The sequence below is a fragment of the Myxococcus sp. XM-1-1-1 genome (assembly GCF_020037095.1).
Lineage (GTDB): Bacteria > Myxococcota > Myxococcia > Myxococcales > Myxococcaceae > Myxococcus > Myxococcus fulvus.
This window is the reverse complement of record NZ_JAIQDH010000038.1, coordinates 23,024-42,670: the sequence shown is the minus strand read 5'-3', so window position 1 is coordinate 42,670 and position 19,647 is coordinate 23,024. Positions and strand designations below refer to the sequence as shown.

Genomic DNA, 19,647 nt, shown 5'->3' with positions numbered 1-19,647 from the left:
CCCTGGTCTGGGCTCCCCATCCGATGTCCCGGAGGGCGGCCCGTGGTGGCTCGTTCCACCTGGCGGCGCGGAGAGCGAGTCCCGGCTTCCAATCCGGGGAACTCACGGTATCTCCGCTTGTTCCTGATTAACTTAGAAACTCGCGATTCGCCTGTCATCCCGCAATCGTCCCGGGAGGCATGTGAGCGTTGGCTTCACACCGGTGACGGCGTGGGTGTGACTTTGCAGTGGCCAGAAGCGAAGGGCGCGAGGGCGGTGGATGTTCCAGTTGAGGACCGAGGCCTTCATCGACGCGTCGCCTGACGCCGTGTGGGCGGTGTTGTGTGACTTCAAGGCCTATCCCCTGTGGAACCCGTTGATGTTGGAGGCGCACGGGAGGGTGGAGGTGGGCGCGCGGGTGGCGATGAAGGCGCGCTCGCCGGATGGCTCGGGGCGGGTGTTCGGCTTTCGCGCCACGCTGACGCGGGTGGAGCCACCCATGAGGTTGGAGTGGACGGGCGGCGTGCCGGGGCTGATGTTCGGCCGGCACGGGTTCGAGCTGCGCCCCGAGGGCTCCGGGACGCGGCTGGTGCACGGCGAGGACTTCAGCGGCGTGGTGACGTGGTTCATGGGCAAGCCCCGGCGGGACGCGTTCCGGGCCGCCTATGAGGTGATGAACCGCGCGCTCGCGGAGCGGGTGAGGGCGGCCTTGCGCCCCGCGTGACGTCGTCTCCGGAGGCACCCTGGCGCAGGCGCACCCACGTGCGCGCGAGGGGCTTCCGTTGGCTTTCTGTCAGTGACGCGCGGACACGTCGCGCGCGTGTATCGCCTGGACGACGGGTGCGCGTGTGGCGTGCGCGCAGCCCGGTCCCAACTCCGCCCGGCGTGCAAATCCTCAGCGGCCCGAAACGCGACGAGGGCATGCATGGATGGACGACGTCGGCTGCGCGCGAGTGCCATGGCGGTGTGCGTGGCGTGCGCGGGCCTGGTGGGCGGCGCGGGCTCCGCGTGGGCGCAGGCTCCCGAGGAGGGAGAGCCGGGTGAGGTGCTGTCGGAGGAGCAGCTCGAACAGCTCCTCGACACTCCCGCCGAGCAGCCCTCGGGCGCGGAGCTGTCCGTGGCGTCGTTCGGCCCGGAGCAGCTCGCGCCCTACTTCGCGGAAGGGGTTCTCGCGCGGGCGCATTCGGAGGTGCGGAGGGGACGCTTCGCGAAGGCGCGCGCGCTGCTCGCGGACCAGGAGCCCACGTTGCCGGTGCGCTTCCTGCGGGCGCAGAGCGCGCTGCTCGGCCGCGACTACTCAACTGCCGCGGAAGAGCTGTCGGCGCTGGCGGTGGACTATGTGCCGTTGAAGGACCACTGCCTGCTGTGGGCGGCGCAGGCGAACGAGAAGCTGCGCAGGTTGGAGCTGGCCGCCTCGCAGTACCGCGCGGTGAGCTCGGGCTCGCCGCTGTACGCGGAGGCGCGCTTCAGCCTGTCGCGAGTGCTGCAGCGGCAGCGGGACATCCCGGGGGCGCTGCAGGCGCTGCAGGAGCTCATCGACAGCCGGCAGGCGCGGGGGCCGGATGCGCTGCGGATGAAGGCGCTGCTGGCCATCTGTGACCTGGCGCGGGCGCAGGGGCTGTACAACGTCGAGCACCGCGCGCTGCTGGAGGTGTGGGCCACGAGCCCCCTGTCTCGCGAGGCGCAGCGCGCGAAGGAGCGGCTCAAGGGGCTGCCCTTGCCGCTCAAGTGGAAGGTGCGCCGCGGGGAGGCGCTGGTGGAGCTGCACCGGCACGGGCCCGCGACGGAGCTGCTCGCGGGGGTGATGTCCCAGGTGGACCCGCCGGATGAGCTGTCGTGTCGGGCGCACCTGGCCTTCGGGCGCGCGCTGCGCAAGGAGCGCCAGCACCGCCGTGCCATCCAGATGCTGACGCCGGTGGTGGAGAAGTGCACGTCGGCGGAGTACCGGCCGCAGGCGCTCTACGTGCTGGGCTATTCGCAGTCGGTGGTGGACCCGAGGTCGGCCATCACCACGTACGCCACGCTCGCGCGCGACTATCCCGAGCATGGGTACGCGGATGACGCGCTCTTCTTCGAGGCGTGGCTGCTGCAGCGCACGGGGCAGCTGGATGAGGCGCTCGCGCGCTACCAGGAGACGGCGGAGCGCTACCCGGCGGGCAACTTCGCGTCGGAGGCGCTCTTCCGGGCCTTCTGGCTGCACACGCGGCGCGAGGCGAAGGCGGAGGCGCTGTCGGCGCTCGAGGCGGTGGAGCGGCTGCCCGCGGCGTCGCGCACGGACGAGGCGCTGTGGCGGGCGCGGTACTGGCGCGCGCGGGTGCGCGAGCCCGTGCCCCTGACGAGCGCGACCGCGCTCGATGACTACGAGCAGCTGGCCACCGAGCGGCCCGCGACCTGGTACGGGATGCTGGCGCGCTCGCGACTGGCGATGCTGGCGCCGGAGCGGCTGGGGCGGCTGTCGCCGGTGCCTGGGGCGAGCGGGGCCGCGGAGGAGCCCGCGGACGAGGTGTGGCCGCTGCCGCCGGGGCCGCTGCGTCACGACGTGCGCTTCGCGGCGGGCGTGGAGCTGTTGCGGCTGGGGCATCCGGGCGCGGCGGACGAGCTGCTCGCGGTGAACTCGCGAGGGCTGTCGGAGGCGCCGGCGCGGCTGCTCTACCAGACGATGGTGCGCACGGGGCGCAAGCGGGCCGCGCGGCAGGTGGCGCGCGAGTCGCTGCGGCGCGAGGTGCAGGGCCCGCTCAGCCCCGAGTCACGTCCGGTGTGGGAGGCGACGTGGCCGTTGGCGTTCCGCAACGTCATCCAGCGGTACTCGAAGGCGTCCAAGGTGGACCCGGATTTGATGCAGGGGCTCATCCGCGAGGAGAGCCGCTTCCGTCCCACGGCGCGCTCGTCCACGGGGGCGCTGGGGCTGGCGCAGCTGATGCCGGCGACGGCGAAGCAGGTGGCGCAGGCGCTGAAGCTGGGGGACGTGGGTGAGTCGAACCTGCTGCAGCCGGCGCAGAACGTGCGACTGGGCTCGGCGTACCTGGGGCAGCTGTTGCACCGCTTCGGTGGCAACGTCGCGTACGCGGTGGCGGCGTACAACGCGGGGCCGCACGCGGTGGACCGCTGGCGTCAGGCGCTGCCGCAGGCGGAGCTCGACGAGTGGGTGGAGCACATCGCGTTCGACGAGACACGCGAGTACGTGAAGCACGTGCTCGGCAGCTACGGCGCCTACAAGCTGCTCTACACGGGGCAGCCGGTGATGTTGCACCCGACGAAGGTCGAGGCCGCCAGCCGGCGATAGCGGCGTGTGCGGCGCGTCTCCTCGGGGTGACGGAGACGCGCCCGCACTGCGACGGCCTTAGAAGCTCAGGCCGCCGTCGACGTCGATGGTGCGGCCGTTGAAGTAGTCACACTCGAGGATGAACTTCACGGCCAGCCAGATGTCCTCGGGCAGGCCGATGCGGCCCACGGGGATGGCGGAGACCAGCGCGTCGCGGGCCTTCTGGTTCATGCCCTGCGTCATCGGTGTCTCAATCATGCCCGGCGCCACCGCGCCCACGCGCACGCCGAACGGGCCGAACTCGCGCGACCACGTCACGGTGTTCGCCGCCAGCGCCGCCTTCGCGGACACATAGTTGGACTGACCACGGTTGCCGTGCCGGGCGATGGACGACATGTTCACCACGACGCCGGGCTTCTGGTCCGTCTCCACCATCTTCGCCACCACCTCGCGCACCATCAGCGTGGCGCCCGTGAGGTTGACGCCGACGACGGCGTTCCAGTCCGCGGTGGACAGCTTCTTCACCTCGCCCGTCGTCCGGTCCTTCTTCACCAGCAGCGCGTCGCGGAGGATGCCCGCGTTGTTGATGAGGCCGTTGAGCCCGCCCATCGCCCCGTGCGCCCAGGCCACGAACGACGTGATGTCCGCCTCCGACGACACATCCAGCTTGCGCCGGTGGATGCCCGCGGGCAGCGCCGCCAGCTTGTCCTCGGCCACGTCGCCCACCGCCACCTGCGCGCCCGCCTCCATCAGCCGCTGCGCGAAGTGCGCGCCCATGCCCTGGGCGCCGCCCGTCACAATCACCTTCAGGTCCTTGAGCTGCATGTCTGTCTCTCTCCGGTGTGTTGGGGCGGCCTGTCGAAACCCACCTGTGGGCCCGTGCCGCCGGGAAACCCGCCGCCAAGGCTACGCAACCCGGCCCGCCCTGGCCAGCACCGATGGAGTTGAAACCTGAATCGACATTCAACTTGGGCGGAAACGAAAGCGCCACGTCGGGTGTCCGACGCGGCGCGGCACGACCTCGAGGTGTCAGGGGCGCGGCTTAGAGCGCGCCGGAGATGACGCCACCCAGCCGCTTCATGCCCTCGGTGATGAGCTCGGGCGGGCGGTTGGAGTAGTTGAGGCGGATGAACTCCGAGCGCGGGTCGCTGGCGAAGAACGGGCTGCCCGGCACAAAGGCCACCTTCTGGTCGATGGCGCGCGGCAGGAGCGTGTCCCCGCTCAGGCCGGGCGGCAGCCGGGCCCACAGGAACATGCCGCCCTCCGGATGCGTCCAGCTGGTGCCCTGGGGCATGTAGGCCTTGAGCGCGTCCAGCATGGCGTTGGCGCGCTGGCCGTACACGGGCGTGAGCGCGTCCAGGTGCGCGTAGTAGTCGAAGTCCTTGAGCAGCCGGGCCACCGCGCGCTGGGCGAGGGTGGCGGTGTGCAGGTCCGTGGACTGCTTGGCGATGGTGAGGCTGCGCACGAAGTCGCGCGGACCCGCCACCCAGCCGATGCGCAGGCCGGGGGCCAGCGTCTTGGAGAACGTGCCCAGCGAGACGACGACGCCCTGGTCATCGAACGCGGCCAGGGACGGCAGGTGCTCGCCGCGGAAGCGCAGCTCGCCGTACGGGTCGTCCTCGAGGATGAGGAAGCGGTGCTGCTGCGCCAGCTCCACCAGCCTCTTGCGGCGCTCCAGCGCCAGGGTGGTGCCCTTGGGGTTCTGGAAGTTGGCGACGATGTAGAGCAGCTTGGGCTTGCACGTGGCCAGCACCCGCTCCAGGTCATCCATGCGCATGCCCTGGTCGTCGCTCTCCACGGTGGCGAACTTCGCCTCGTAGCCGCCGAAGGTCTGCAGCGCGGCCAGGTAGCTGGGGTTCTCCACGATGACCAAATCGCCCGGGTCCAGCAGCACCTTGGCGACCAGGTCGATGCCCTGCTGCGAGCCGTTGGTGATGAGGACCTGGTTGGCCTCGCAGACGCGGCCCTTCCTGCCCAGGTGGCCTGCAATCCACTCACGCAGGGGGCCGAAGCCCTCGGTGGTGCTGTACTGGAGGGCGGCGGGGCCCTCGTCGGCCATGACCTGGGCGTGCGCCTGGGCGATGGCCTGGACGGGGAACAGCTCCGGGGCGGGCAGGCCGCCGGCGAAGGACAGGATGTCCGGGCGCTCGGCCACCTTGAGGATTTCGCGCACCGCGGACGTCTTGATGCGCGACATGCGTTGGGCGAGTCGCCAGACCGGCGGCGGGGGAAGGGGTGCGCTCATGGCATCGGCGCTCATCTTTCACTCTCCTTTGGCGAGCTCGGGAGGCACGCGGACGTGCGTGTCCTCCTTGATGGACGACAGGACGATGACGGTCTGCGTGCGGGTGACGCCGGCGATGGTGCGCAGCGTCTCCACGAGGAGCGAATCGAGCGTCCGCGTGTTGGCCGACTTGACCTTCAACAGATACGAGTCCTGCCCGGCGACGCGGTGGCACTCCAGCACGTCGGGCAGCGCGAGGACCTTCTTGGCGAAGCCCTCGAAGTACTTCGGATGTTCGATGCTCACCCCGATGAAGGCGGTGATGTCCTTGCCCAGCTTCGTCGCGTCCACGCGCGCCGCGTAGCCGGTGATGACGCCCCGCTCCTCCAGCTTGCGGATGCGCTCGGCCACCGCGGGCTGCGACAGCCCCACCGCGCGCGACAGCTCCAGCTGCGTCGCGCGGCCATCGCGCTGCAGCAGGTCCACCAGGCGGAAGTCGAGCTCATCCATGGGCATCGGCGGGTCTGACCTTATTTTTATAAGTGCTTCGAGGTTTCGACAGCTAAATTAAATTTGGCGTGCAAAATAAGCAAGTGGGGTGGAAGTGCAAGGGTGAACGACGTGGGAGGTCGCCCGGCTGTCCGTTCGCTCACGGGCAGTCGGGGCCCCACGGGCTCGATTGCACGCGTGGTGCCGGGGAGCGGACAGGCGCTGGGGGTGGGGGAGGGGAAGCGCGGTCGCCACGGTGGGCGCGGGCGTGACCCGCGCGGGCGAAGCGGAGGGCCTGCGCCGTCTCAGAATGGTGCGCCGCCGGTCTGCACCTGCAGTGCCTGGCTGTTGATGGCGGTGAGGAGCCGACGCAGGGCCTCGGTGCGCTGGTCCGGCGTCATGTCGGCGAGCGCGGCGCGGAAGGCCTGGGCATCGTCGCTCGTCCAGCGCCGGACGCGGAGCGCGGCGTCGACGAGCCGTTCGCCTTCCTGCGCGGCAGCGAGGTTCTCGGCGGAGGCCGGGACGCTGGCCTCGGGGGTGAGGGCCTGGCGCGAGTCGGGTGAAGGGGCGGTCCGAGCCAGCAGCGTGTCGAGCACCGCGCGCTGGCTCGCGAGTTCACGGAGGACCCGCTCATTCACGTCCGGAGAGGGTGAGGAGGCTCGCGCCAGGAGCGTGTCGAGCACCGCGCGTTGGTTCGCGAGTTCGTGGAGGACCTGCTCGTTCGTATCCGGGGCGGTCTGGCGTCCGGCGAGGAACGCGGTGGCGCAAGCGCCCAGCAGGAGGAGGGGCTTCGACAGAGGTGTCATCGCGGAGGGCGGCCCATGAGGATGCACGCGAAGGGGGCGCGCATCCCCACGGGCCTTCGGGCTTACGGCTGCTTGGGCGCGCCATGCGACGCGTTCGTCACGTGGAGGGACGTACAGGAGGTCCACGCGTCCCAGTTGAAGACGAGGTAGGAGTCGGTCGTGATGGAGCGCGCGGTCGCCACCAGGTCCGCGTTGGTCGACGAACAGCCGCCGTAGTTGCCGGCCGAATCCATCGCGAAGCAGCCGAGGGTGGGCGCGCTCCCCACGTACGTGGTGATGGAGCAGCCGATGAACTGCCGGGTGTCCGCGCTGTTTCGCGCGTCGCCCATCGAGCCCGAGGCGTTCATCGCGGACAGGTTGACGAGGACGGTGTTGGTGCTCTTGGCGCCTGCCCAGGCCGCCGTCCCGATGAGGGCCGTGATGCCGATTCCCACGAGCTTCGCGGTGTACTTCGTCATGGATGTCTCTCCTGGAGGAAACGAGATGTCTCTCCGGGCGGCAGGATGGCGTTCACGGTCCGTGAAGGCAAACATCGCGAGACGCGGGGTTCGTGAGACACCCCGGGTCTGGATTGCGTCGCCCGCGGCTCACCGCGGGATTGCCAGGGATTGAGAGCGAAGCCGTGTCGGGTGTATCGCCGAGGACTCACGGCTCTTCCGTTTCGAGAAGATGAGGCGCGCGAGGCTCAGGACGGAGCGCCATGGGTGCGCAGCTCGAGGGTGTTGGAGTTGAGGGTGGTGACGAGTCTGCGGACGACCTCGTCTTGCTGTGATGCGGTCAGGCGGTTCAGCGTGCGGCGCAGGGCGCTGGCGTCCTCGTCTGTCCAGCGTCGGGAGGCGATGGCGTTGTCGATGACCTTGGTGACCCTCCTGGAGGGCGGCGAGCGCCTGCGCGGAGGTCTCTGTTGGAGGTGTCTTGGCCGGACTTCGGGCCGTGTCGGCGTCTGCTCCACGAGCGCCGCTCGCATCGCCTCGGCTTTTGGATGGACACCGCCGTGGAACGTCGGACTGCTTTGCTATTGCGTCCCGAATCTCGCGAAGTCATGTGCACGGGGGCTGGATGAGCGCGCATCGCTTCATCGTGTGGGTGTTGGCGCTGACCTTGATGGGCTGTTCGAGCACGCGGGTCGTCCGACTGGACTCAGGCCAGGGCGTGCCAGAGGTCCATGTGCCCTTCGAGGAAGAGGACGCGGGGCCGGTGGAGTTGGACGACGATGAGTTCGAAGAGGCCCTGGTGGTGCTCGCCCGGGACGTGAAGCCCTTCGAGCACCCGTTGAGAGAGGCCCGCGAGCGCTTCGGTGTGCCGGAGCGAAGTGGTGTGTACGAGTACCAGCCTCAGGGCCCCAGGCTCGTCCCGCGCGGGGACGCGGAGGTCGGAGGACTCCGGTTGCTGGAGACGTACGCCGATGACGCGCTGACACGGGACTACGGGCGCTGGTGCGAGCGCAAGTCGCAGCCTGGAGACTGTCTGCGCCTGCTGGAAGAGGGACCGTTGCTGGGGAGTGACGGCCGGTATTCGTTGGCGCTGGCCATCGCGATGGACGCGGTGTGGGAGGAGACGGCGGAGGCGCTGGAGGATGCGACGGACCCCCAGGCGTTGCTGGCGACAGTGACGGCGTCGGTGAGCATGTACTTGCTCTTGTGGGCGCTGCCCGAGCCCGTGTCCAAGGGTCTGGCTTCGTTGTTGACGGCGACAGCGATTGCGTACCTGGGCGTGGACACGGTGTGGCGGGTGCTGGATGGGTGGGTGGTGCTGGTGCGGCGGGTGGATGAGGCGCGAACGTTCGAGGAACTCGAGGCCGCGGGCGAGGCCTACGGCGAGGTGCTCGGGGAGAACGCGGCGCGCGTCTTCGTGATGCTCGCGACGGCGGCAATTGGGAGCACGGCGGGGTTGGCGGCGAAGGCGTCAGGGCTGCCGGGCTCGGCGCAGGCGGCGGTCGCGGTGGAGTCGCAGGCGGGCTATCGGTACATGGCGGTGGGAAGCGTGCGCTCGGTGGCGATGTCGGCCGAGGGCTTCACGGTGGCGCTGGCGCCTCATGCGGTCGCCATGGCGAGCGGGCGCACCGAGAAGCACCACCTCGCGACGAACAAGAACAGCAAGTCCGCCGCGCGCGGAGGGCCTTGGACCCCGAGGTTCGAGAGACTCTTCAAGCGGGCTGGGATGAAGCTGAAGGACCCCGAGAACATCGTGCGCGTCGATGGGCACAAGGGGCCTCATCCAGAGGCATACCACCAACGCATCCTGGATCGTTTGCGCGAGGCGCTCGGTGACTGCCGCCGGGTGGATGAGTGTCGCGCAGTGCTGACGCGCTCGCTCAAGCCACTGGGCGACGAAGTGGCGACGAAGGGGACGGAGCTCAACATCCTCGTCACTCGGGGCGGATAGCCGCTAGAAACGACGTCATGCCAAGTCGCTATTTCAGGCTGGATGAGGACGTCCGAGCTGGATACTGGTACCTGGGCGACATCGAAAGCGCCCCGGGCCAGGAGGTGGACGACCCCTGGATGTTCATGGCGGGGCAACCCATCCAGGTCCAGGGGCCTCTCTGGGTGTCCATCGATGCGCCAGGAAAGCCGCTGGACTTCTGCCTCGCGGGCGTGGGGGTTGTCCCCATCCTCCACGTGAGGCTGGCGACCCTCTTCATGGAGATGGCTCCCGACGACGTGCAGACCTTCCCCGTGAGCATCAAGGGCCAGCCGGACCAGTACGTCATCCTGGTGGCCACGAAGGTCATCCACTGCATCGACGAGCAGGCGTCCAAGGTGCAGTTCTGGGACCCCAAGCACGCGCCGCCCGGGAAGGAAGGGAAGTACTTCGCGGTGGACGACATGCGCATCGACACATCGAAGGTGGGCGACGCCAAGGTCTTCCGCACCAAGGGTTGGCGCACCGCCCTCATCGTCTCCCAGGACCTCAAGCAGGCCCTGGAGCGCCTGAAGCCCAATGGCGCGAAGTTCACCCCCGTGTAGCCCCGCCCCTCACTCCACCGCCGCATCCCTCGGCAGCTGTCGCACCGTGTGCCCCTTCTTCTGCAAGAGCGCCACGATGCCCTCCGCGCCCACCACGTGCCCCGCGCCCACCACCACCAGGTGCACGCGCGGCTCACCCAGGAGCCCCTCCAGCCGGTCCGCCATCTGCACGTTGCGCTCGAAGAACACGCGCTCGTACACCGGCCGGTAGGTCTCATCCTTCGCCCCCTCCAGCAGCAGCCCCGCCATCCCCTCCGCGTCACCCGCCTGCCACGCCGACGTGAGCGCCTCGACAATCTCCCCAGGCCCCTGCTCCCGTCGCAGCTGGTCCCTCAACATCAAGTCCTGCAGCGACTCCGGCGTGCCCGCGAGCATCCGCAGCTGCCCGTCCGCCGTCTCCAACTCCACCACCTGCTTCTGCACCCCGTGCGCCTTGTCCAGGAACGCCCGGTCCACGCCGTGCCCCTGCTTGTAGCCCGCCGCCTCGAACTCCAGGTTGTTGAGCACCAGCCCCGCCAGCCACGGCCGCAGCCGCTCCAACCCCTTCACCTCCACCCCCAGCCGCGTCGCCGCTCTCCCCAACAACTCCCGCGTCGCCGGGTCCAACCGCTGCGTCAGGCGCTGCCCCTCCGGCAACATCCCCAGCTCACGCACCAGCTTCCCCATCGCGGCCGCGTCCGTCCTCGTCGTGTCCACCTCCACCGCGAGCACCTCCGCCTTGCCGAACGCCGCGTCCATCGACGCCGGCAACGCGAGCGCCCCCGGCTTCCCCATGTGGATGGACCCCACCAGGTAAGCCGTGCCTCCTGCCGCCCCCTTCACCTCCCAGAGGAACGCCTTCCCCGTGTCGATCGGGGTGTACTTCCGCGCGGCCGGCGTGGACGCGCAGCCCGCGCCGAGCAGCACGACGAACAACAAGGACAACGACAGGGACGACGCGCGCTTCATGGTGTGGGCTTCCCCCAGATGGTCCACCCATCGAACCACCCGGGCACGCACTGCGTCGAGGAACAACGTCCCCGGGGCCTGGGGACGCCCGCGCTGCCTCGGACGGCTTCCGGAGTACGCTTCCTCACAGAAGACACGAGGTCTTCCGGTGACGCCCTGCGTCGCCCACAGTCCATGACGCGCGGAGCCATTCTCCGCGCTTTGACAACCCCATTGAGCGGGTGCTACCGCTAGGTGAAACATGAATCGGCCTTCAACTTCTCCAGACCGCTCCGGACCCGTGACACCGCGAGGTCAGCGGACGCGTGCGAAGCTGCTGAAGGCCGCCGAGTCGGTCTTCGGGGAGAAGGGCTACGAGCGCGCCTCCATCGCGGACATCACGCGCAAGGGCGGCGTGGCGCTCGGCACGTTCTACGTCTACTTCCCGGACAAGCAGTCCATCTTCGTCGAGGTGGTGGACGACCTGGGCACGCGCCTGCGCCGGCTCATCGCGGACTCCACCTCCAAGTGCGACAACCGCATCGACGTGGAGCGCGAGGGCCTGCGCACCTTCTTCCAGTTCGTGCGCCAGCACCCCAACCTCTACCGCGTGGTGCGCCAGGCCGAGTTCGTCGACGCCGACTGCTACCGCCGCTACTACGACCGCTTCGCCAAGGGCTACGTCACCGGGCTGTCGCGCGCCATGGAGGAGGGCGAGGTGCGCCGCATGGACCCGGAGGCGCTCGCCTACTGCCTGATGGGCATCGGTGACTTCCTGGGCATGCGCTGGGTGCTGTGGGAGGAGGACCCGGGCCTGGAGCGCGTGCTCGACACCGCCATGGGCCTCATCCGCCACGGCCTGGACACCCGCCCCGCGCCGCCCCCGGGCCGCAACACGCTCAAGCCCGCCAAGGCCGCGCCCTCCCGCGCCGCCCCCACCAAGACCGCCAAGAAGAACACCCTGCGTCCCGCGCGCCGTCCGGCGCGGAGCGCCCGGAGCTGACGAAAGCACATGCGATACGCGCAGATCCTCTCCACCGGTCGTTACGTCCCCGAGAAGGTCCTCACCAACGCGGACGTCGAGAAGATTCTCGGCGAGCCCGTGGACGAGTGGCTCCAGCAGAACGTGGGCATCAAGCAGCGCCACGTCATGGCGGACTCCCAGGCCACCAGTGATTTGTGCGTCGCCGCCGCCCGTCAGGCCCTGGAGCGCTCCGGGACGAAGCCCGAGGAGCTGGACCTCATCATCGTCGCCACCGACACGCCCGACTACCTGAGCCCCGCCACGTCCTCCGTGGTGCAGGCCAAGCTGGGCGCGCCCAACGCCGGCACCTACGACCTCAACTGCGCGTGCGCGGGCTGGGTGACGGCGCTGGACGTGGGCTCGAAGACGATTGCGGCGGATGACAGCTACCGGCGCATCCTCGTCGTCGGCGCGTACGGCATGACGCGCTACGTGAACTGGAAGGACAAGAAGACCTGCACCCTGTTCGCGGACGGCGCGGGCGCGGTGGTGCTGGGCGCGGGCGACAAGCCCGGCTTCATGGGCGCGAAGCTGCTCGCCAACGGCGAGTACCACGACGCGCTCGGCATCTACACTGGCGGCACGAACCGCCCCGCCACCGCGGAGACCCTGCCGCTCACCGGCGGCAAGCCCGCCGTGCAGTTCGTGCGCAAGTTCCCCTCCACCTTCAACACCGAGCGCTGGCCCATGCTGCTGGACCAGCTGCTCAAGCGGCAGGACCAGACGCTGGACGACGTGAAGCTCTTCGTCTTCACCCAGCTCAACCTGCGCACCATCGAAGCCACCATGAAGGTGCTCAACCAGCCCATGGCCAAGGCGCACTACACGATGGACAAGTGGGGCTACACGGGCTCGGCCTGCATCCCCATGACGCTGGATGACGCGGTGGTGCAGGGGAAGGTGAAGACGGGGGACCTGGTGGCCTTCTGTGCCAGCGGCGGTGGGCTCGCCATGGCCTCCGCCCTCTACCGCTGGACGGCCTGAACCTTGGAGGCGCGCATGTTCATCGGAGACTGGATGGGGCGGGGCGCCCTGTACTGGCCCGAGCACGTCGCGGTGGTGGACACGGCCAAGGGCGACGCCGGCCGCTTCACCTACCGCGCCCTGAACGCGCGCGCCGAGGCGCTCGGCGGCTGGCTGCGCGACGTCGCCGGGGTGAAGCCCGGGGACCGCGTGGGCCTGGTCGCCCACAACGGCGTCGAGTACCTGGATGCCCTCTTCGCCTGCGGCAAGCTGGGCGCCATCTTCGTCCCCTACAACTGGCGTCTGCACGCCGCCGAGCTGACCGACCTGGTCCGCTCCATCCGCCCGCGCGTGCTGCTCTTCGGCGACGACTTCCGTGACGCCGTGGCCCAGGTGCGCGAGAGCGTGGGGGACTCGCTGCGCCTGGTGGCCCTGGAGCCCCAGGGGCTGCCCGGCGCCGCCCCGTATGCGCAGGTGCTCGCGCACCGTCCCACCGCGCCCGTGCGCAACGACGCCGTGTCCGAGGAGGACACGCTGTGCCTGCTGTTCACCGGCGGGACGACGGGGCGCTCCAAGGGCGCGTGCGTCAGCTACCGCATGGTGGCGTGGAACACGCTCAACACGCTGGTGCACGAGGTGCGCCCCGGCGACGTCACGGTGACGCACACGCCCATGTTCCACACGGGCGGGCTGCTCGTGTACACGCTGCCTTTGCTCACCGCGGGCGGCACCGTGGTCATCATGCGCCGCTGGGAGCCGGAGGAGCTGCTCGCGCTGATTCCCCGCGAGAAGGTGTCGCTGTTCTTCGCGGTGCCCACGCAGTACCAGCAGCTCCTCGACTCGCCGCGCTTCGCGACGACGGACTTCTCGTCGGTGCGCTTCATGACCAGCGGCGGGGCGGCGCTGCCGGTGCCGCTCATCCAGGCGTGGCAGGCGGTGCACGCGGTGCCCTTCAAGCAGGGCTTCGGGATGACCGAGTTCGGCCCGGGAATCTTCAGCATGGGGCCCGAGTTCGCGGTGTCCAAGGCGGGCTCCATCGGCCGCCCCAACTACTTCATCGCGGCGAAGCTGGTGGACGACGACGGCCGCGAGGTGCCGACGGGCGACGTGGGCGAGCTGGTCCTGAAGGGCCCCTCCATGTGCTCGGGCTACTTCGAGGACGAGGCCGCCACGCGCGAGGCCATCGACGCCGACGGCTGGTTCCACACCGGCGACCTCGCGCGCCAGGACGCGGACGGCTTCTTCACCATCGCCGGCCGCAAGAAGGACATGTTCATCTCCGGCGGGGAGAACGTGTATCCGCTGGAGCTGGAGTCGGTGCTGTACGAGCACGCGGCCGTGCAGCAGTGCTCGGTCATCGGCGTGCCGGACGCGAAGTGGGGTGAAGTGGGGCGCGCCTTCGTGGTGCTCAAGCCCGGCGCGGACTGCACGGGCGACGCGCTGCTCGAGCACCTGCGCGGCAAGGTGGCGCGCTTCAAGGTGCCCAAGCGGGTGGTGCTGGTGGAGCGCCTGCCGGTGTCCGCGGCGGGGAAGATTCTCAAGCGCGAGCTTCGCGAGGCGGCCATCGCCGCCGACGCCGAGGGGCGATGACGCCCACCGGCTCCGACGCACCGCGCTGAAACACTGTCTGGGCGGGCATGTCTGGGGTTGGCCCTGCATGCCTGTCGTCTGTCGTGACACCCCGGCGGTGACGCCGGAACGAAGGGAGCACCACATGAAGAAGAAGCTGCTGTCCGCGGTCATGGTTTGCGCGCTGGGCTTCGTCGGCTGCGGAGATGACGACGGCGACCCCACCCCGACTCCCCAGGCCCCCAAGCTCGACAGCTCCGCCAACATCCTCGCGTTCCTCGAGGGCAAGTCGATGATCATGGAGGGGGCCAACATCCCCAGCCACCCCAACGGCTTCAGCGAAGATGTCGACTACGGCGCGGCGTCCCAGTGTTACCAGAGCGTCACCATGTCGGTGGCCGGTGGCAACTTCAAGGTCGACAGCATCCCGGGCACCATCGCCGACGGCGCCTGCAATCACGACGCGCCGAAGAACCCGCTCTCCTTCACGTCCAACACCGTCCTCATCGAGAACGTGGCGGCCGACGGGAGCTGCTTCGACGTGACGTTCTCCTTCCCGGGCGGCCTGGTGCAGGAGGGCCGCGGCGGCTTCACCGCGGACCAGAAGACGCTCAAGCTGGAGCTGTTCTTCAAGAACCAGGCGACGGGCAGCCGCTGCGCCAACGGCGCGGTGGGCACGTCCAGCTCCGTGACGCTCAACGGCCAGCCCTTCACGGGCAACGCCGTGCAGACGTACTCCATCCGCTAGCCCGCTTCACCTCGTGCCGGAGGGAGGGTGCGCTCCCGCCCTCCCTTCCGGACGGAGGTCCGGACGCGGGTGCTCTTCGCCCGCGTCCTCGGGGAGCCTGGCCGTACTTGAGCCATCGACAGTCATCGACAGTGGTGACATCCGAGCCCGGTGTACCGGGAGCGCCCCGCCGTGCGGGGCCGAGGTGGATATGACGGGAAGTGGGTTCGAGGCACGCGAGACGCTGCGGCGCAACGCGAGGATGCTCGCGGCGCTGGGCCTCGTGGGACTGGCGACGCCGGCCGCCGCGCAGAGCACCCCGGTGCCGGGGCTGTACGCCGAATGGCAGGAGGAGAAGAACCGCGAGGAGGACGCCGAGCCTCGTGAGTTCAGCCTCATCAACTACTTCTTCACCCGCGTCTCCATGACGAACCAGATTGGTGACCCGGCCGGCCTGCGTGGCGTGGCGCTGGGTCCCATCGGCTCGCGCGTGGGCAGCGCGGTGAGCACCGAGCCGAGCCGCTCGGCGTACTTCATCGAGCAGCGCTGGATTCCGGTCATCGAGTACAGCCCGTTCTTCGTCGACGGGCTGGCGTCCTTCCGCGCGCAGTTCGAGGTGGACTTCCTCTGGGGTCGCTCGGCCAACACCATCGGCCAGAACGAGGGCGGCGGCTTCAACGCCGACCAGGTGAACATCCAGACCAAGAACGTCAACGTCGCCATCTACCCGACGCGCAACCCCAGCCAGCTCACGCTGCTGGTGGGCACCCAGCCCGTCTACGACAGCGCCTATGACCCGACGCGCACGCCGCTGTCGGACCTCACGCGCACCGGCTACAAGCTGGCCTTCCTGGGCAGCGACGCGACGGGCCTGTCCATCTTCAGCGGCCTGAAGGGCAACGCGCGCCTGAGCCTGTTCCCGCTGGGCAGCGCGCAGGCGGACCGCGCCACGCGCAACGACCCGCGCCTGAAGTACATCTGGCTGGCGATGGCGGACTACGTCTACCCGGTGCGCCCCAACACCAACGTGGGCGTGTCCGCGTGGGCGCTGAACGACGACACCAAGGGTGACGCGTACGCCTTCGAGGGCCTGGTGAAGAGCGGCCCGTCGTCCACGGGCCTGCCGGGCTTCACCGGCACGGCGCGCTTCAACATCAACCGCCCCACCGGCACCGTCTTCTGGGCGGGCGCGCACTTCAACCACAACATCGACTTCCGCAACGGTCGGCTCGGGGCCTCCGGCTTCGTGATGTACAACGGCGGCAAGTACAAGAGCGACGACCCGGAGAACTCGCCCATCGACGAGCTGAGCATCTCCGGCGTGTCCGCCAACCTGGAGGTCATGTACCAGTGGGGCCGCGGCCCCGGCGACGTCGTCACGCTGGAGGGCATGTTCTCCACCGGTGACTCCAACCTGGAGGACGACAAGTACACGGGCGCCTTCACGCTGAACCAGTACGGCCTGCCGGGCGCGGTGTGGTTCAACCACAAGATGCTCATCCTGTTCCCGTTCACCAGCACGGTGAACAACTACACGGGCGCGGTGACGGACATCTCCAACCAGGGCTACGGCCTGCGCGCGGGCATCGCCTCGGCGTCGTGGGACATCGTGCCCAACAAGCTCAACCTCAAGGTGGCCACGGGCCTGGCGAACTCGGGCGCGGACCCGACGCCCTGGGTGGCCGAGGTGCGGCGCGGCCGGTTCATCGGCGCGGAGGTCAACGCGGAGCTGCGCTACCACATCCGCTACCTGATGACCGTGGGCCTCCACGGCGGCTACCTCTTCCGCGGCAGCTTCTACGACGGCTCGGCCACCGTGCGCAGCGACCCGTGGGCGGCCTTCACCACCTTCACCTGGTACGCGTTCTGACCATGAGCACCTCCCGCGCTTTCACCGCGTTGCTCCTCGCGGCGGGGTTGTCCTCCGCCGGTTGCGTGCACTCGTATGCTGGCGAGTCCGCGCTGTCCTTCCAGGACCTCGACTACTCCACGGCCGGCACCAAGCAGGCCTGGCCCGTGCACCGCGTGGCCCTGCCGGACGTCACCGCCCGGTATGGCCTGGCCAGCCCCCTCCACGTCTCGTACGTGGATTTGCCCGCGCCCTCGCCCGAGGCGAAGACGGTCATCTTCGTGCACGGCCTGGGCTCGTATCTGAAGTTCTGGCAGGCGCAGTTGGACGTGTTCCACGCGAAGGGCTACCGCGTCGTCGCGGTGGACCTGCCGGGGTACGGCAAGTCCGACAAGCCCGCCACGTTCCCGTACACCACCGAGGCCATGGCGGACGCGGTGGCGGAGCTGGCGCGGGTGCTGGGCGTGGAGAAGCCCATCCTCGCGGGGCACTCCATGGGCGGGCAGACGTCGCTGTCGTACGCGCTGCGCTACCCGGACGCGCTGGAGGCGCTGGTGCTGGTGTCTCCGGCCGGGTTCGAGAAGTTCTCCTGGAAGGAGAAGCAGTGGTTCCGCCGGGTGATGAGCTCGGACTTCATCAAGGCGGCGCCGGAGGCGGGCATCTGGGGCAGCGTGCGTCAGGGCAACTTCATGCACTGGCGGCCGGAGCTCGAATGGCTCATCCAGGACCGCGTGCGGCTGGCGAAGTCGCCGGAGTTCGACGCGTACGCGTACGCCAACGTCCGCACGGTGCGGGGCCTGGCGAACAACGACTTCGTGCGCGACAACCTGCACCGCGTCTCGGTGCCCACGCTCATCGTCTACGGCACGGATGACCGGCTGATTCCCAACCCGTTCCTGCACGGCGGCGAGGCGCGCGAAATCATGGAGTACGGCGCGTCCCGCATCCCCGGCGCAGCGCTGGCGCCGATGAAGGGCTGCGGGCACACGGTGCAGCTGGACTGCCCGGAGCCCGTCAACGAGGTGTTGCTCGCGTTCCTGGCGGACCCCGCGGCGGCGAAGCCGTTCGTGGCGCAGACGAAGCCCGAGGACAAGGCGCCCAAGCCGAGCGAGCCCGCGCCCGTGCCCGGCGCGCCGGAGACGCAGCCTTCGCCGACGCCCGCGCAGGACGATACGCCGGCGCCGTCGGACGGGCCGAGGCCGTAGGGTGAGACATGGCCTCGCGCCGAGAGGAAGACCGGCCTCGGCGCGAGGGGCGCGCATGGCGCCCTCCGGAGGATGAGACGACGCCCGCCGTGGAGACGCGCGGCGGGAGGCCCCCATCTCCTGAAGCTCGGAGGGAGTGAAGACAAGCAGCGCACGCGACCGGGTGGGCATAGGGCACCCAGGTCGTGAGCGCGCGGCAAGGCTCGAAGTGGAGAGGTGACCTCCGACTGGGAGGAGGTCCCCCGCGACGAGATGCCGCGCTCGCGCTGGAAGCGGGTGGGGCGGCCTCATCCTGAAACCTGGATGAGGCCGCCCGGGACTTCGCGCGCCTTCGCGAGGCGGCGAGCCGGCCCGTGTCCACTCCCCCACGGCGTGGACGACTGTCGACTCACACCTCTGCGGCGGGCGCGCGTTGCGCGCAGGTCCGCGCGCGATGTCCTGACTTCAAGTGACTCCCACGTCGGGCCCGTGCTCCCGGCGACGTCTCAGGTGACGACGCGCCGGGAGACGAGAGCGGGGTGTGGCTACGGGACGACGTGGTTGCGCACCATGCTGTACTGCACCGCGCCGGTCAGGTCCTTCGAGTTGTAGTGCCCGTAGGGATAGGCCGAGTACACCTTCTCACCCTGCTGCCCGGGGATGCGCGAGGTGTAGTCGCCATACACGATGCCGCCGTAGCCGATGATTTCGTCGGCCGTGGAGTAGATGCTGTAGCGGTACGCGCCCTCGTAGCCGCTCGTGGCGCGCAGGTTGTCCAGGAACGTGGAGCGCCCGTACACCACGCCGAAGTACAGGTAGCCCGGATACAGGCCGTTGGTGGAGCCGCACGTCGGCGTGGTGGGACCCGTCTGGTAGCAGGACGTCAGCCCCAGGTTCGCGCCGGCGATGCCGACGAACGTGTCGACGGAGTTCGTCAGCGGCGCGCCGACGTTGTACGCGCCCCCGTTGGCGGAGTCGTTCGCGGAGCCGCCGAGGATGGCCTTGCGTGCGAGCGTCACGCCCATCGAGTGGGAGATGATGTCCACCTTCGACGCGCCGGTGTACGCCTTCACCGCCTCGATGAAGCGGCGCACCCGCATGATGTTCGGCTTCGAGTGGTACTGCACGGCGGTCTGCATGATGTCCGCCGGGCCCCACGTCAGCGCGTACAGCTCGCTCGTCTTGTAGCCATTGGCCAGGAAGTAATCGAGCGACGCGCTCCACCCCGACTGGCCCGCGGTGCCGGTGCCCACCGCCTTGTCGGAGTTGCCGTGGATGAAGATGACGGGCGTGTTCACCACGGTGTCGGTGCTGCTGGCCCTGCCGCCGTAGCTGCCGCCGGCGAGCTCGTACCGCGCGAAGTTGTCGTCCTTGTAGCCGTTGGCCAGGAGCCACTGCTGGAAGTGCGGCGTGATGCCCGCGGTGGAGGCCGCGGACGCGGTGGAGCCGAGCTGCTCGGTGATGGGCGCTTCGGGCGTGACGGGCTCCTCGAGCCCCTCGCCGCAGCCGGTGAGGGCTCCGACGAAGAGGGGGGCCATGAGGAACAGCGAATGCCGCAATCGCATGGTGGACTCCTTCGGTTGTGGGGGATGCAAACGCGCTCGGACCGAGACATGTCTTCGAGCGCGAGACGCAGTGTAGAGACATCTCACGCGAGCGTCGTCATCCGAGTGGA

Annotated in this window: 17 protein-coding genes; 10 read left to right on the top strand and 7 right to left on the bottom strand. The window is 69.4% G+C overall.

Going from position 1 to position 19,647, the window contains the following annotated elements:
* Positions 1-259 precede the first annotated feature (259 nt).
* On the top strand, positions 260-703 hold the full coding sequence (locus tag K8640_RS40555; RefSeq protein ID WP_223751972.1) for an SRPBCC domain-containing protein: 444 nt from the start codon (positions 260-262) through the stop codon (positions 701-703).
* Positions 704-904: 201 nt separating this feature from the next.
* Positions 905-3,262 (top strand): transglycosylase SLT domain-containing protein, encoded by a 2,358-nt coding sequence (locus K8640_RS40550; RefSeq protein WP_223751971.1) that lies wholly within the window; start codon positions 905-907, stop codon positions 3,260-3,262.
* A 57-nt stretch (positions 3,263-3,319) separates the two neighbouring features.
* On the opposite strand, the gene K8640_RS40545 is transcribed toward K8640_RS40550, so the two are convergent.
* The 5 genes from K8640_RS40545 to K8640_RS40525 form a co-directional block, all read right to left on the bottom strand.
* Positions 3,320-4,066 (bottom strand): SDR family oxidoreductase, encoded by a 747-nt coding sequence (locus K8640_RS40545; protein WP_223751970.1) that lies wholly within the window; start codon positions 4,064-4,066, stop codon positions 3,320-3,322.
* 217 nt (positions 4,067-4,283) lie between these two features.
* On the bottom strand, positions 4,284-5,501 hold the full coding sequence (locus K8640_RS40540; RefSeq protein ID WP_223751969.1) for a PLP-dependent aminotransferase family protein: 1,218 nt from the start codon (positions 5,499-5,501) through the stop codon (positions 4,284-4,286).
* Between the two features lie 3 nt (positions 5,502-5,504).
* Entirely contained in the window at positions 5,505-5,981 is a 477-nt protein-coding gene (locus K8640_RS40535; RefSeq protein WP_082164907.1) for an Lrp/AsnC family transcriptional regulator, read from the bottom strand.
* Between the two features lie 278 nt (positions 5,982-6,259).
* A complete protein-coding gene (locus tag K8640_RS40530; protein WP_223751968.1) occupies positions 6,260-6,760 on the bottom strand; it encodes a hypothetical protein in 501 nt (166 codons plus the stop codon).
* Positions 6,761-6,822: 62 nt separating this feature from the next.
* Positions 6,823-7,218, bottom strand: a complete 396-nt coding sequence (locus K8640_RS40525; RefSeq protein ID WP_223751967.1) for a hypothetical protein — start codon at positions 7,216-7,218, stop codon at positions 6,823-6,825.
* A gap of 601 nt (positions 7,219-7,819) precedes the next feature.
* Between K8640_RS40525 and K8640_RS40520 the strand changes: the two genes are divergently transcribed.
* Entirely contained in the window at positions 7,820-9,145 is a 1,326-nt protein-coding gene (locus K8640_RS40520) for an AHH domain-containing protein (protein WP_223751966.1), read from the top strand.
* A gap of 17 nt (positions 9,146-9,162) precedes the next feature.
* The gene (locus tag K8640_RS40515; protein WP_141330985.1) at positions 9,163-9,729 is read left to right on the top strand and encodes an imm11 family protein; all 567 of its coding nucleotides are present in this window, start codon (positions 9,163-9,165) and stop codon (positions 9,727-9,729) included.
* A gap of 9 nt (positions 9,730-9,738) precedes the next feature.
* Here K8640_RS40515 and K8640_RS40510 read toward each other — a convergent pair whose 3' ends face one another.
* Positions 9,739-10,677 (bottom strand): TraB/GumN family protein, encoded by a 939-nt coding sequence (locus K8640_RS40510; protein WP_305070720.1) that lies wholly within the window; start codon positions 10,675-10,677, stop codon positions 9,739-9,741.
* A 241-nt stretch (positions 10,678-10,918) separates the two neighbouring features.
* Between K8640_RS40510 and K8640_RS40505 the strand changes: the two genes are divergently transcribed.
* From K8640_RS40505 to K8640_RS40480, 6 genes are all read left to right on the top strand, one after another.
* Entirely contained in the window at positions 10,919-11,659 is a 741-nt protein-coding gene (locus K8640_RS40505; protein WP_223751965.1) for a TetR/AcrR family transcriptional regulator, read from the top strand.
* Positions 11,660-11,668: 9 nt separating this feature from the next.
* Complete coding sequence (locus tag K8640_RS40500) at positions 11,669-12,664, top strand: 3-oxoacyl-ACP synthase III family protein (RefSeq protein WP_223751964.1); 996 nt, start codon at positions 11,669-11,671, stop codon at positions 12,662-12,664.
* A gap of 15 nt (positions 12,665-12,679) precedes the next feature.
* A complete protein-coding gene (locus K8640_RS40495) occupies positions 12,680-14,233 on the top strand; it encodes a long-chain fatty acid--CoA ligase (protein WP_223751963.1) in 1,554 nt (517 codons plus the stop codon).
* A 124-nt stretch (positions 14,234-14,357) separates the two neighbouring features.
* Positions 14,358-14,960 carry a hypothetical protein gene (locus K8640_RS40490; RefSeq protein WP_223751962.1) on the top strand — a complete coding sequence of 201 codons (603 nt, stop codon included), beginning with the start codon at positions 14,358-14,360 and terminating at the stop codon, positions 14,958-14,960.
* 190 nt (positions 14,961-15,150) lie between these two features.
* Positions 15,151-16,809: a hypothetical protein gene (locus K8640_RS40485; protein WP_223751961.1), complete on the top strand. Its 1,659-nt coding sequence runs from the start codon at positions 15,151-15,153 to the stop codon at positions 16,807-16,809.
* Positions 16,810-16,811: 2 nt separating this feature from the next.
* On the top strand, positions 16,812-17,993 hold the full coding sequence (locus tag K8640_RS40480) for an alpha/beta fold hydrolase (RefSeq protein WP_223751960.1): 1,182 nt from the start codon (positions 16,812-16,814) through the stop codon (positions 17,991-17,993).
* Positions 17,994-18,517: 524 nt separating this feature from the next.
* On the opposite strand, the gene K8640_RS40475 is transcribed toward K8640_RS40480, so the two are convergent.
* A complete protein-coding gene (locus K8640_RS40475; RefSeq protein ID WP_223751959.1) occupies positions 18,518-19,537 on the bottom strand; it encodes a lipase in 1,020 nt (339 codons plus the stop codon).
* Positions 19,538-19,647 lie beyond the last annotated feature (110 nt).

Coding starts and splice junctions, on each gene's coding strand:
- K8640_RS40555 (WP_223751972.1), top strand. CDS start 260: ATGTTCCAGTTGAGGACCGAGGCCTTCATCGACGCGTCGCCTGACGCC.
- K8640_RS40550 (WP_223751971.1), top strand. CDS start 905: ATGGATGGACGACGTCGGCTGCGCGCGAGTGCCATGGCGGTGTGCGTG.
- K8640_RS40545 (WP_223751970.1), bottom strand. CDS start 4,066: ATGCAGCTCAAGGACCTGAAGGTGATTGTGACGGGCGGCGCCCAGGGC.
- K8640_RS40540 (WP_223751969.1), bottom strand. CDS start 5,501: ATGAGCGCCGATGCCATGAGCGCACCCCTTCCCCCGCCGCCGGTCTGG.
- K8640_RS40535 (WP_082164907.1), bottom strand. CDS start 5,981: ATGCCCATGGATGAGCTCGACTTCCGCCTGGTGGACCTGCTGCAGCGC.
- K8640_RS40530 (WP_223751968.1), bottom strand. CDS start 6,760: ATGACACCTCTGTCGAAGCCCCTCCTCCTGCTGGGCGCTTGCGCCACC.
- K8640_RS40525 (WP_223751967.1), bottom strand. CDS start 7,218: ATGACGAAGTACACCGCGAAGCTCGTGGGAATCGGCATCACGGCCCTC.
- K8640_RS40520 (WP_223751966.1), top strand. CDS start 7,820: ATGAGCGCGCATCGCTTCATCGTGTGGGTGTTGGCGCTGACCTTGATG.
- K8640_RS40515 (WP_141330985.1), top strand. CDS start 9,163: ATGCCAAGTCGCTATTTCAGGCTGGATGAGGACGTCCGAGCTGGATAC.
- K8640_RS40510 (WP_305070720.1), bottom strand. CDS start 10,677: ATGAAGCGCGCGTCGTCCCTGTCGTTGTCCTTGTTGTTCGTCGTGCTG.
- K8640_RS40505 (WP_223751965.1), top strand. CDS start 10,919: ATGAATCGGCCTTCAACTTCTCCAGACCGCTCCGGACCCGTGACACCG.
- K8640_RS40500 (WP_223751964.1), top strand. CDS start 11,669: ATGCGATACGCGCAGATCCTCTCCACCGGTCGTTACGTCCCCGAGAAG.
- K8640_RS40495 (WP_223751963.1), top strand. CDS start 12,680: ATGTTCATCGGAGACTGGATGGGGCGGGGCGCCCTGTACTGGCCCGAG.
- K8640_RS40490 (WP_223751962.1), top strand. CDS start 14,358: ATGAAGAAGAAGCTGCTGTCCGCGGTCATGGTTTGCGCGCTGGGCTTC.
- K8640_RS40485 (WP_223751961.1), top strand. CDS start 15,151: ATGACGGGAAGTGGGTTCGAGGCACGCGAGACGCTGCGGCGCAACGCG.
- K8640_RS40480 (WP_223751960.1), top strand. CDS start 16,812: ATGAGCACCTCCCGCGCTTTCACCGCGTTGCTCCTCGCGGCGGGGTTG.
- K8640_RS40475 (WP_223751959.1), bottom strand. CDS start 19,537: ATGCGATTGCGGCATTCGCTGTTCCTCATGGCCCCCCTCTTCGTCGGA.